Source organism: Gelidibacter mesophilus DSM 14095 (genome assembly GCF_000423005.1).
GTDB classification, from domain to species: Bacteria; Bacteroidota; Bacteroidia; order Flavobacteriales; family Flavobacteriaceae; genus Gelidibacter; species Gelidibacter mesophilus.
In genome coordinates this window covers 22,893-35,115 of record NZ_AUHD01000011.1, presented here as the reverse complement: position 1 = coordinate 35,115, position 12,223 = coordinate 22,893, and the positions used below count along the sequence as shown (strand labels likewise).

General features: G+C 39.6%; 9 protein-coding genes and 1 pseudogene. 4 read left to right on the top strand and 6 right to left on the bottom strand.

What is annotated here, in order from left to right; translation table 11 throughout:
• Positions 1-82: 82 nt before the first annotated feature.
• Positions 83-2,968 (bottom strand): T9SS type B sorting domain-containing protein, encoded by a 2,886-nt coding sequence (locus tag G525_RS0113095; protein WP_027126567.1) that lies wholly within the window; start codon positions 2,966-2,968, stop codon positions 83-85.
• A 192-nt stretch (positions 2,969-3,160) separates the two neighbouring features.
• On the opposite strand from G525_RS0113095, the gene thiE reads away from it, so the two are divergent.
• The gene (gene thiE, locus G525_RS0113090; protein ID WP_035479676.1) at positions 3,161-3,805 is read left to right on the top strand and encodes a thiamine phosphate synthase; all 645 of its coding nucleotides are present in this window, start codon (positions 3,161-3,163) and stop codon (positions 3,803-3,805) included.
• Between the two features lie 30 nt (positions 3,806-3,835).
• Here thiE and G525_RS0113085 read toward each other — a convergent pair whose 3' ends face one another.
• From G525_RS0113085 to G525_RS0113075, 4 genes and pseudogenes are all read right to left on the bottom strand, one after another.
• Complete coding sequence (locus G525_RS0113085) at positions 3,836-4,015, bottom strand: hypothetical protein (protein WP_027126565.1); 180 nt, start codon at positions 4,013-4,015, stop codon at positions 3,836-3,838.
• A 101-nt stretch (positions 4,016-4,116) separates the two neighbouring features.
• Positions 4,117-5,808: an ABC transporter permease gene (locus G525_RS0113080; RefSeq protein ID WP_425402522.1), complete on the bottom strand. Its 1,692-nt coding sequence runs from the start codon at positions 5,806-5,808 to the stop codon at positions 4,117-4,119.
• A 165-nt stretch (positions 5,809-5,973) separates the two neighbouring features.
• Positions 5,974-6,564, bottom strand: a pseudogene (locus G525_RS22900) (ABC transporter permease); the annotation flags it as partial.
• Positions 6,565-6,659: 95 nt separating this feature from the next.
• The gene (locus G525_RS0113075) at positions 6,660-7,349 is read right to left on the bottom strand and encodes an ABC transporter ATP-binding protein (RefSeq protein WP_027126563.1); all 690 of its coding nucleotides are present in this window, start codon (positions 7,347-7,349) and stop codon (positions 6,660-6,662) included.
• A 26-nt stretch (positions 7,350-7,375) separates the two neighbouring features.
• Here G525_RS0113075 and G525_RS0113070 point away from each other — a divergent pair, with 26 nt between their 5' ends.
• Complete coding sequence (locus G525_RS0113070; RefSeq protein ID WP_027126562.1) at positions 7,376-8,122, top strand: arylesterase; 747 nt, start codon at positions 7,376-7,378, stop codon at positions 8,120-8,122.
• Positions 8,123-8,195: 73 nt separating this feature from the next.
• On the opposite strand, the gene G525_RS0113065 is transcribed toward G525_RS0113070, so the two are convergent.
• Positions 8,196-9,386, bottom strand: coding sequence for a CynX/NimT family MFS transporter (locus tag G525_RS0113065; RefSeq protein WP_027126561.1), 1,191 nt, complete (start codon positions 9,384-9,386; stop codon positions 8,196-8,198).
• A 629-nt stretch (positions 9,387-10,015) separates the two neighbouring features.
• Here G525_RS0113065 and G525_RS0113060 point away from each other — a divergent pair.
• Together G525_RS0113060 and G525_RS0113055 are read left to right on the top strand one after the other, a co-directional pair.
• On the top strand, positions 10,016-10,576 hold the full coding sequence (locus tag G525_RS0113060) for a Crp/Fnr family transcriptional regulator (protein ID WP_027126560.1): 561 nt from the start codon (positions 10,016-10,018) through the stop codon (positions 10,574-10,576).
• A gap of 256 nt (positions 10,577-10,832) precedes the next feature.
• Positions 10,833-12,206, top strand: a complete 1,374-nt coding sequence (locus tag G525_RS0113055; RefSeq protein ID WP_027126559.1) for a TolC family protein — start codon at positions 10,833-10,835, stop codon at positions 12,204-12,206.
• Positions 12,207-12,223: the final 17 nt, after the last annotated feature.

Sequence of the window (12,223 nt, the reverse complement as noted above, 5' to 3'; positions counted from 1 at the left end):
TTTTTCGCAGGGAGTATCTATAGATTTTAACGACGTAGCTCTATGAATATACATTAGAATGTAATGTGTTTAGGGCAATCGATCATCTTTTCAAAGTAAAATGACCGGTCTTAACAAAGCCATCCTCAAAAACAACTTTAAACCAATAATCATCTGATGGTAAATTTTTACCTCTATAAGTGCCATCCCAAGCAGCTTTTCCTGAAGCTCTTATCTGCTTTAAAAGTTTACCATACCGATCATGGATATAAAGATCATAAACTCTAGTGGTGCTTCCTATTAATGTCCAAACATCATGGAAACCATCATTGTTGGGCGTGAAGAATTTCGGAAAATCCAAAATGGTTACTGTTTCTTGCACCATTCCACAGCCATTAATTTCTCGAACATATATGGTGTAATCGCCACCACTTAAATGATCAAAAATAGAGCTATCTTGATATTGTAAACCGTCCAATGAATATTGATAGTCCGCGTTAGAATTTACCATAATTTCCAGCGAATTATTCCCGCTAAATTCTTTAATCTTAACGTCATAATCACTTATGGGAGTGAAATTAATGACGTCAACCACAACTTCTGATGATACCAAGCCACAACCATTAACCACAGCGTAAGTGTACACACCTCCATTATCTATTTCAGGATTAAAAACTCCTGTTCTACTTGATAATGAAGGACTCCACACGCCACTGGTATCGGGTGTTCCAGACAAAATAGCGAATAAATCTACGGAATTACTATTCCTACAAATCTCTAAACTCCCCTCTTCTCCCGCATTGGGTAGTGTATCAACCAGAACATTAACTTCAGCTGTAGATGTACCACAAACGCCATTGGTGACCGTGTAGAGGTAAACTCCCGAAGCATCCACTGAAGGATTAAATATACTTGTACCACTTGAAAGCGTTGGAGACCAAATGCCACCTATGTCAGGGGAACCACCTAAACTATCAAACAAATTCGCAGAACTGCTATTCATACAAAGGTCAAGTCGTCCATTTTGTCCAGCACTTGGCAGCGTATTTATGGTCACTGAAACATCAGAAGTGACCGATCCACAAACTCCGCCCGACAAAGTATAAGAGTAAATCCCTGCCGTGTCCTTAGATGGATCAAACACACCTGTTCCACTTGCTAATTGGGGTGTCCAAATGCCTCCAGGATCTGGAGTGCCCATTAGACTATTAAACAAGTCCACAGGGTTGTCAGCGATACAAATATCCAGGCTTCCGTTTTCTCCAGCATCTGGAAATACATCAACTGCAATAGTTATTTTTGAGGTAGCTGTACCACATGAATTGGCAACTGTATAAGTATAAGTACCTGCAGCATCAAAAGCGGGATCGAATAGTCCATTGCCGTCCGTCAAATTTGGTGTCCAGACGCCACCTTTATCTGGTGTGCCCAATAAACTCTCAAACAAATCAACCGAAGTCATGTTCGAACAAACAGTTAAATTTTCGTCTCCTCCTGCATTTGGCACATTATCAATTTTAACCGTAACCTCCGAAGATTCTGAAGTACCAACTCCCGTAGTAATGGTATATGTATAAACGCCAGCGTGATCTAATAATGGATTGAAGAGTCCATTACCGCTCAATAAAACGGGTGTCCATACGCCTCCTAAATCTGGCGCTCCAGTTAAACTATCAAATAAATCAACAGGACTACTAGTCATACAAATGGCTAAACGTCCGTCTCCTCCGGCTGGAGAACATTCTGTCCTGACCTCTACTTCACTACTACATCCTGAAGGGTTATGAGCGATATAGATATCACCAGATACCGTGCCGTTGGACAGTAAATTGCAAATCGCAGTACAGTCTGACAAAGAATCATTGCCCCTTATTGAAACACCATTACCCCCAATGACGCCCACGGTAAATAAATTCTCTAAACCTTTTAAATCTTCGATAGATACATTGTACGCAATGTTAATTCCTGAAGTTTCAACCAAGTTCTTGAACCCAATGAGGCTCTTTAATTCAGGGTTGCCTGTGATGGCAAATTCGCCATTTATTTTATTAAGATTTGCAAAACCTGTTATTTTGTTAAGCTCAGAATTGTGGCTAATTATCAAATACCATCCAAGCGTTTGAATAGAATTAAATCCATCAATGTCAACCAATACCGAATCATAAATACTCAAAGACCCTGCAATGGTCGTCAGGCTGTTAAATAATGGGATTTCAACCAATAATCGGTTTGTCATGAAAGTTAGTGATCGTACTTTTTGAAGATTGGTGAACCCCTTCACACGTAGTAAATTTCTGTTATTCAGTATATCGATGTCCCTTACCACTTCAATCAATGCCCTAAATCCATCTATTTCAGATAGGATTTCATTTCTCTCTATACTGAGATTGCCCTTAAATGATGATGAATTGTAAGTGGTTCCAATTGTTGTTAGTGCATTAAACCCATTTAATCTTTGCATTTTATCCGCCCTTCTTATCAGAAACCAACCACCCACAGTTATCAGGTTATCAAAGGCAGCTATCATTTCGAGAAAATGATTTTCAGATATTTGAAAGTTACCTCCAATTTTTTCTAAACTATTAAATCCTTTAATGGTTTTTAAACTCGTATAATTTTGTGTAATTAAAAAATTACCGTTAACAGTATGTAATTTATTGATGCCTTCAATAGTCTCCAAAACATCATTATGGTCAATTTCAAAATCACCACCAACAAATTCTAAATTGCTGAAATTTGCAATACTCGTCATTTTGGAATCAATAATTAAAGAACCTTCTATTCGCTTTATTGCTGTGATTCCAGAGATATCAATTGCTGTATCTCCTCTAATAGATAATGTTCCATTAATTACTTCACAAGTTCCAAAATTCGATATATAGTCATTAACATCATTTTGATTATTCAAATGAACATCTCCAACCGGACATTGGGCATATAAAAAACAAGGTATTAAATAGAATAAAAACCGAATAACTATTTTTGGCATACTAATGATTTGGGAAAGTAAATATATCAATAATTATAAGAATAATTAACGAACTTTCATACGCTTCCTTTTTAGGTTATTGAATTATAGGTTTGTCAAAATTTATATTTTATAACCAACATACGGCAGGGTTTATCCATGTAAAACATTAATATTGCCATAAATAAATACGCAATCAAAAATATTTGAAAAATGATCATTCCCAAATTACATTATATCTCTCAAGGCAACACTCCCAAAGAACATTTGGAAAACATCCAAAAAGCCTGTTCTTCTGGTGCAGAATTGGTACAATTGCGATTAAAGAATATTTCAGAAAAGAAACATTTGAAATGGGCTCAGGAGGCTCGGGAAATTACCTCGCATTTCCAGACCCGATTGATCATCAACGACGACTACAAAATAGCCAAAACCGTGAAAGCCGATGGGGTGCATTTAGGAAGTACCGACGTCTGCCCTACCGTTGCCAGAACGTATTTGTACACTTGGCAAATGATTGGCGGCTCGGCACATAACTTGCAGGATTGTAAAAATTTAATCAATAAGGACGTTGATTATATCAGTTTGGGACCCTTCCGATTTACAAACACCAAAGCGAACATTCCCACAGTTTTGGGTCTCAACGGCTATACGGCCATTATGGACGTCTTAAAAACCGAAATCCCAGTGCTTGCCGTTGGCGGCATCACTACGGATGATGTTAAAGAGGTATTGGCTACCGGTATTTCTGGCCTTGCGGTATCTGAAGCAATCACGCGCGATTTTAATAATATCAAACTGTTTCATGAACTGCTCAATGCGTCATCTACAGCGGAGAAACGACATACGTTTGAGTAGTATTAAGTATTAAGATAGTATTCCACACCTTTATTCACGATCATTTTTTTTCTTTTTTCTATAGTATAAATAGAAGATGACTAGTAAGATGGGTGCAATAACAAATACAATGATTTCAAAGGGATTTGAAAAATCTATAGGACTGCTGTCGCTTGGATTAGGTGTACCTGTAGGTGTTTGTACCGCTAATGGAACTAATATATTAAACATATTTTTAGGTGTATGGGTTTTATGCAAGTTACAAATTTAATGCACGCAGTGCGGTCTATTATGGAGATTGCTTTGAGTCTCTAAAAAGGAAATTGCATCCTTTACCCTTCCCTACGCAATACCTCCAAAGGTGAACTTCTCAAAACAGTTCTAATATTACTTAGCCCAATCCCTAAAACCAAAAGTGTAATGCCCGGTATGAACACCAGAAAAGGAATCCAGGATGGCACAAAAGGTTCTTTAAACACCAGCAAAGCCAAGGCCAAACTGCTCACCAAGGCCAGTATAATACCGACAAGACTTCCCAAAAGGCCTAAAAAAACATATTCAAAGGCTGAAATCTGAAGAATCTGTTTGTTTTTTGCACCAAGGGTCCGCAGTAAGACGCTTTCTTTAATGCGTTGGTATTTGCTGGTTCTGACCGAGCCAATCAACACAATGATTCCCGTAAGGATACTGAAAAACGCCATGAAATTAATGACCCATGAGACCTTTTCCAAAATATCTTCCACTAAATTATAAACCTGTCGCAAATCAATGATGGTGAGGTTGGGGAATCTAGAAACCAGATCCTGCTGCAAGGCGGCTGAACTGGCTTCATCCTTTACCGATGTGGTCAATACATTAAACTGTGGTGCATCCTCGAGCACACCCGCAGGAAATACAATGGTAAAATTGAGCTGCATCTGTGCCCAATCTACTTTTCGGATACTGCCAACAGTAGTTTCCATCAGAACACCCTGGACATTAAATACAATCACATCACCAACCGTAACTTTTGCATCGCTGGCAAGGTTATCTGAAATGGAAATCACCACCGGATCGCCTTGCTTTAATCGCGGGATCCATGTGCCGGCTTCCAGTTCTTCCGAAGCCGTCAGAGTATCCCGATAGGTGGTTCTGAATTCATGGTTTAGGATCCAACCACGAACTTGGCGCGCAGTGTCCTGTCGGAGTTCATTAACCAATCGGCCTTTGATGCTGTGCATCCGCATGGTCACCAACGGAATGTTATTGAGTACGGGCAAGTCCTTTGTGGAAATGCTTTCTGCCACCGCATCGCGCTGCTCCGTTTGGACATCCAAAACAATGATATTGGCATTTTCTGTGCTCTGCCCTATTTCCGTTTTGTCCAACAAAATATCCTTTGTAAAATACAAGGTGCTAATTAAAAATGTTCCCAAACCAATAGCCACGACCAAAACGACAGTTTGATTGTTGGGACGAAAGAGATTGAGCAGACTTTGACGCACCGTGAACCCCCAACTTTTAGGGAAATAATTCCGAATGGTTTTAATAAATAATAGTGCTACGCCTGCTAAAACAGCAAAGGTGACAACAGTTGCACCTACAAAAGCTAAAGCGTACAGCGCATTTTTAATCAACCAGAACGAAAATAAAAAGAGAAAGACCAAAATGGCACCAAAGACTAGAATCCGTATTTTTAGAGGTTCTTGAGTGGCCTTTTCATCTACCCGCAACACTTCTAATGGTGACACGTACCAAGTACGAAGCAGTGGCAAAAGTGCAAAGAGTACTGACATCATCAAACCGAGCAGTACTCCGATAATAATGGGTTGTGCAGAAATTGAAATCTCCAACGTAAACGGCAAAAAGTCTTTCAACAGATATGGGAACAAGCCTTGTAGTCCGACGCCGATCAATGATCCAATGAGCCCACCTACAATTCCAATCGCTGCAATTTGAATCCCGAAAATCAAAAAGCTTTGCAATCGTGAAGCTCCCATACATTTCAGGACGGCAATGGCCCTTAATTTTTCTTTGATATAAATATGGACAGAACTGGCAATGCCAATGCAGCCCAGAAGTAAGGCAATAAAAGCGGCTAGATTCAGGAATTTACCCACATTGTCATAGCGTTTTCCTAAACGCTGGGTACTGCCAATATGCGTTTTTATATCGGCGTTTTCTAAATCTAATAATGGTTCCAATCTGGTTTCAAGCAGGTTAAGATCTAAAGTATCTGAAGCCTTATAAAAATATTGGTATTCTTTACGGCTTCCAAACTGCAACAAATTTGTAGCTTCAATAAAACGATTTGGAATGATCACCGGAGGTGCCACGGAAGCAGAGATAGCAGAGCTACCCGGAATTGAGTTTAAGGCTCCTGCAATGGGCAAGGTGAGTTCCCCTATTTTGATGGAATCTCCTGATTTGACATTAAACTGAAGCATCAGTGTGGCATCAACCAATACACCACCTGAACTCTGATAAGTAGTTGCAGCAGAGGTTGGTTGCGTTTCCATTTGACCATAAAACGGGAAGCTGCCTTCCAATCCGCGCACTTGCACCAACTTGGTGCCGCCATTTTTTGGAAAGGCAATCATCGAAACGAAATTCACTTCAGAAGCATCAGGTTTGAGAGAGTCGATTATTGCTTGTGCACGCTCGGTCGGGACCTGTCTGGAATCGATTATAAAATCGGCACCCATAAGGGTTTTTGATTGGCTTTGGATATTGTCCTTCAGATTTGTACTGAATAATTGTATGGACACCACAGCGCCAATCCCCAGGATAATTGAGGCCATAAATAAAAATAGCCGCACTTTGCTTGCCTTGGCATCACGCCAAGCCATTTTAAAAAGCCAAGATGTCTGTAGTTTGGTGTTGAATGGAGCGTCGTTCACAGTATAGGAGTCGGTTCATTGGTTACTATTTTCCCGCCTTTAAGTCGCAGGATTTGTTGGGTCCGATTCGCCAATTCTAAATCGTGGGTAATGATGACCAAGGTGGTGCCATTTTCTTTATTGAGATCGAACAATAACTGGATTACTTTTTCGCCGGTTTCGGCATCCAAATTCCCCGTAGGTTCATCGGCAAATAAGATGGACGGTGCATTTGCAAAAGCACGCGCCAAGGCCACACGCTGCTGCTCTCCACCGGAGAGTTGGGATGGGTAATGATGGACCCTATCGCCTAAACCCACCTTTTCCAATAAGGTCATGCTCTTTTTAGTTGCTTCTTTTGAGCCTTGCAATTCTAATGGGACACTCACATTTTCGAGCGCAGTTAAGGTAGGCAACAATTGAAAATTCTGAAAAATAAAGCCGACTTCCTTATTTCTCAATTGTGCGCGTTGGTCTTCATTTAACCGGCTCAAGTCCTCGCTACATAACTCAACACGGCCTGCATTTGGTTCATCCAAGCCCGCGCATAACCCGAGTAAGGTGGTCTTCCCACTTCCTGATGGACCGACAATTGAAAAGGTCTGACCTTTTTCGACATCAAAAGAAATATCGTGTAAGACCGTTAATTGTTTGTTATCACTGGTATATGTCTTTTCCAGCCCGGTAATCTTTAATATCTTTGGCATATAAATTTTAATTTAAATAGCGACTTATGTCCAAGGCTCAAAATAAACAAATGCATTCAATTCTACCAACCGTAACGTCTTACAAACTCATAAAGTTTTGTTATTTTATCATCCCGTTATTTCTTCTTTCCTGTAACGATGCCAAAACTAAAAAAACCAGCGAAAATACGGAGACTGCAAAACAAAACGAAGCGACGGAAACACAAGTGAACAGTTCTAAAACTATTCTGTGTTTTGGAGATAGTATTACCGCTGGCTACGGACTGGATGATAGTACTGAGGCCTACCCTGCGTTGTTGCAACAAAAGATCGATTCTTTAAATTTGAATTATACAGTGATTAATTCTGGTGTCAGCGGTGAAACGACCGCCGGAGGTAAAAGTCGAATTGATTGGGTGATCAAACAAAAAGTAGATGTGTTTTTATTGGAACTTGGTGCTAATGATGGATTACGCGGCGTAGCATTATCTGAAACGCGCGCCAATTTACAAGCTATCATTGATATGGTGAAGGAAAAAAGCCCGGAAACCACCATCATTCTTGCTGGGATGGAACTGCCTCCAAACATGGGACAGGACTACACCTCCGAGTTCCGACAACTTTATGCCAACTTGGCGGAAAAGAATAATTTGGAATTTATTCCTTTTATTTTGAAGGATGTGGGTGGGATTGCTTCTCTGAACCAAGGCGATGGCATCCACCCAAATGTGGAAGGTCATAAGATCTTGGCACATACGGTTTGGGAAACTTTGGAGCCTTTGATTGTGGAATGATTCTACTTCGTCCTGATTTAAGCCATCTATAAAATTAAGAATAATAATATTTTAAGGTGATACTATAAACACACTAGACTTTTCTATCTTTTCCAACATCAATACCCATGACAAGTTTGATAATTGCAACGATTATCAACAAAATCAAAGCGTAGTTCCATTGTGATGTTAAATCATAAATGACCCCTACAATAAACGGACCCGTTGCAGCAATAAAATAGCCAATGGACTGCACAATTCCTGAGAGTTCCGCAGCGGTTTCTGCATCCTTTGACCTGAGAACGATCAGCAACAGCGCTAATCCGAAAGTACCGCCAAGCACCATGCCAACAAGTCCAACCCAGAGTTCAACCATTCCAATTCCCGGCAGCATCAACCCAATCAAAGCAATGGCTTCAACAATTATCAACGACACAATGACCAAACGTTGATCTTTTCTTGAACCTGCCCAAAGCGGGATTATAATGGCTCCAACAATTCCCGTGGCCTGTGATAAGGAAAGCATCCAACCGGCGTACGCGGCATCAAATCCTCGGTCTATGAGAATAGCGGGTAGCCAAGCTAAAATCACATAAAAAGCAAAAGATTGGAGCCCCATATAAAGCGCCAATTTCCATACCAGTACGGAGCCACTCAATTTCTTAATGGCTTCTTTAAAACTTCGACGTGGTGCGGTCCGATTGATGCGTTTTATATTAGGAATCCAAATAATTAACGCCAACACTGCCAACATTCCCCAGACGGCCAATGAACCGCGCCATCCCAAATTGAGTTCGATGGCCAATGGCACACTTAATCCTGCGGCAAAAGCAGCACCAAGTGACATGATTCCAGAATATAAACTGGTCACAAATCCTGCTTTGTGCGGAAAGTTTCTTTTAATCAATGCAGGAATCAATACATTTCCGAAAGCAATGGCAATTCCCAATAAAGTGGTACCCAGATACAATTCAAATATCCCGCCCACGGAACGGATGATGATTCCTGCGGTTAATAAGATCAACGCCCCTAAAAGTGTATTTCCGATTCCAAACCGTTTAGTGAATAACGGTGTAATTGTTGAAACAACACCAAACGCTATTAAGGGTAATGTGGTGAGCAAGCCCAACAAGGTATCTGAAAGCCCAACATCTTGACGGATCATATTGATTAACGGCCCAATACTGGAAAGTGCGGGCCTGAGATTGATGGCCACAAATAAGACACCAACGAGCAAAAGCGTTCGTGAAGCTTTGTTAAGTCCGTTTTGATCTTTTGTTTCCATAATTTTTAAAATATGAGACATTTATGTGACCTGCTCGTTTTGGCGAGCCTTCATATATTCGAAATTCTTTTTAATTTTACATTATTAAAACTTAACAGCTAAGCCGAAAACATAAGCTCGTTAATCACGAATTATGCAAACAAAAAGACGGCAAAATTAGCCATTTGTTTTCAGAAGGAGTGACGAAATGGATTGTTTATTCCTTCTCGGGGGTTTTCATAGGCTAAGGCTCTTGATTTCTAATTCAATGGGAATGAAAAAGAAAACAGTCATTTCCAAAAACTACTTTAGTTATCAGTAGAAAGCTGATACTGACCGTATTTTAGGAACTTAGAACATGCGTCTTATTTGGAATAAAGAGAAGCATTTCTTTTATGGAAGCCTCTAAGTTGTTTTAACCAGAAAGATTAGATGGCAGAATTCCATATGTTTTGGAGCATTCTGAGAATTAGCAGGGCTTATAATACAGTTGAGTAGGCCCTTTTATAAAAATGTTAAATTTAGTTTTTGCAATAATACAAAAACTCTCTGCTGCCGATCATAAGTCTTATAAATTCATCAATTAGAACGCTTCTTCTGTTTTGTAATTTACTTATATTGTGAAAAATCCTATCAGATTTAAAAGGCACATGAATATTTCCGACTTTTTAAGCTCCATAGTTCCGTTTACAGCGGCTGAGTTAAAAGATATCCTCGTACATTTCAAGAAGGAATCGGTTCCGAAAAATCATACACTCGTACGGCAAGGTGAGATTTGTAAAACCTTATATTTTATAGAAAAGGGCATGGGTCGTAGTTATTACCTCAATGAAAACGGAAAAGAAATTACCCAATGGTTTTTTGGTATTGGCAAATTTATGTCAAGCGTGGACAGCTTTTTTCAGCAAAGTCCAAGTTTGTATTATTTAGAAGTTTTGGAAGACGCCACTTTATATAGTATTTCGAAAGAAGACATCGATCAGTTGTTTGCCAAATATCCTAAAATGGAAAAAATGGGCCGACTCGTAACAATTGAAATGTTGACTCGTGTGGTCAATAAGCTCAATGCCATCCAATTTCAAACGGCCAAAGAGCGTTATGACTATATGCTCACGGAATTTCCAGATATTGCCTATCATGTGCCTCTAGGCCATATTGCTTCTTATCTAGGAATGAGTCAAGAAACTTTGAGCAGAATCAGAAAAGGGTGATTTTAGATTTATAGAGACGGATTTTCACCGCTGAACTAATTGCAACAATTCTATCCCACTAATCCCTAATTTAAATACCTCATCCCCCTTCCCCGTTGCACAACCTTTGGTCAAATTTCGTATTTTACCAAATAAATTCCTCATGCCTCAACCAACCTCATCCATCACTCCTATCTTAACACTATTTGACCTATGTCAAAGGAAATCCAACAAAACATCCTCAACTTTGTCTTATATTTATAAAAAACCACTTATAATGAACGTAAATAAAGTCGTCTTAAAGCTATTTCTGATGGTCATGGCTCTGTCCGTTTCATCGGGTATTAAAGCGCAGCAATTGGATCCGGTGTTGCAAGAGTTGATTCAAAAAGGCCTGAACAAAAGCTATCAGTTAAACTCTTATCGGATCGATGCAGAACAGGCTCAAGTAGACCAACAGCTGGCCAAATCTGTATTCTTACCAAAAATTACCGTCAATGGGAGTTTTGTAAGATTGAATGACGATCTTTCGTTGGATGATGATACTCAGGATTTGCTAATGGCCACTCAAAAACTGGTGATCAAGGAAGCTGTGGGTTTACCGTTCAACACGCCCTTTCCTGACAATATTCCACTTCAGGACATTCCAAACCTTCAGAACAAAAATATTCTAAAATCGTCAGTTGATCTCGACTGGGTGTTATTTAGTGGATTCGAAGCTAGTAATGCCCTAAAGGCGAGTCAGCATAAGGAAACTTCATTGAATTACGTAGGCTTGGCAGAAAAAGATAAAATTGCATTGAACATCATAGAAGCCTATGATAAATTAGCACTTGTAAAAGCTTCCAAAAAAGTACTCATTACCTCAGAAAAATATTTAAATGAACAAGTATTTTATGTTACCAAAGCTATTGAGAACGGGTTGACAACGCCCCTCAGTAGAAAAAAACTGGAACTTGCCCAACAACAATTAGCCGCCAAACAATTGGAGTTTGAACATAATAATATCCTGTTGATTGAAGTGCTCCATCAGCTTACAGGCGAATCAAAAGCAAATTTAGAATTGCTCGATCCACAATTAGGGTCATTTACCATGACTGATACCGCTCCTACAGAGAAACGCAACGAAGTAAAAGCTTTGGAAGAAGCAGAAAAAGCTACCCTTTATCAAGCCAAAATGGCCCAAAGCAATTTTATTCCGAAAGTGGCCATCAAGGGGCATTACGAAATTCTAGAGGATGACTTATCGATATTAGATCCGCGATGGTTTATTGGGGCCGGCGTTAAATGGAATGTGTTTGATGGCAATCAATCCCGATTAAAAAGTAAAAAAGCAGTTTTAGAAAGTCAGAAATATAGAGACCAAATAGAAGATGCCGAAGAAATGATTGCATTAAGTGTCACCAAAGCGCAATTGACCTATGAGTCGGCATTGCAAAACACTAAAATAGTTCATAAAGAAATTGAATTGGCAGATGACACCTATGAAATGGTCGATAAGCAGTACCGTAACAATCTTGCGTCTATCAATGATGTGCTGGATGCCCTGAATGATGTTGAAAAGGCTAATTTCAAATTACAGGAATCTTACTTTAAAGAACGTCGTGCCGTGGCAAATATGCTTCATGCCAAAGGCGTACTAACATACTAACCCTACTATATATAATC

Coding starts and splice junctions, on each gene's coding strand:
- G525_RS0113095 (WP_027126567.1), bottom strand. CDS start 2,968: ATGCCAAAAATAGTTATTCGGTTTTTATTCTATTTAATACCTTGTTTT.
- G525_RS0113085 (WP_027126565.1), bottom strand. CDS start 4,015: ATGTTTAATATATTAGTTCCATTAGCGGTACAAACACCTACAGGTACA.
- G525_RS0113065 (WP_027126561.1), bottom strand. CDS start 9,386: ATGGAAACAAAAGATCAAAACGGACTTAACAAAGCTTCACGAACGCTT.
- G525_RS0113055 (WP_027126559.1), top strand. CDS start 10,833: ATGAACGTAAATAAAGTCGTCTTAAAGCTATTTCTGATGGTCATGGCT.
- G525_RS0113060 (WP_027126560.1), top strand. CDS start 10,016: ATGAATATTTCCGACTTTTTAAGCTCCATAGTTCCGTTTACAGCGGCT.
- G525_RS0113070 (WP_027126562.1), top strand. CDS start 7,376: ATGTCCAAGGCTCAAAATAAACAAATGCATTCAATTCTACCAACCGTA.
- thiE (WP_035479676.1), top strand. CDS start 3,161: ATGATCATTCCCAAATTACATTATATCTCTCAAGGCAACACTCCCAAA.
- G525_RS0113075 (WP_027126563.1), bottom strand. CDS start 7,349: ATGCCAAAGATATTAAAGATTACCGGGCTGGAAAAGACATATACCAGT.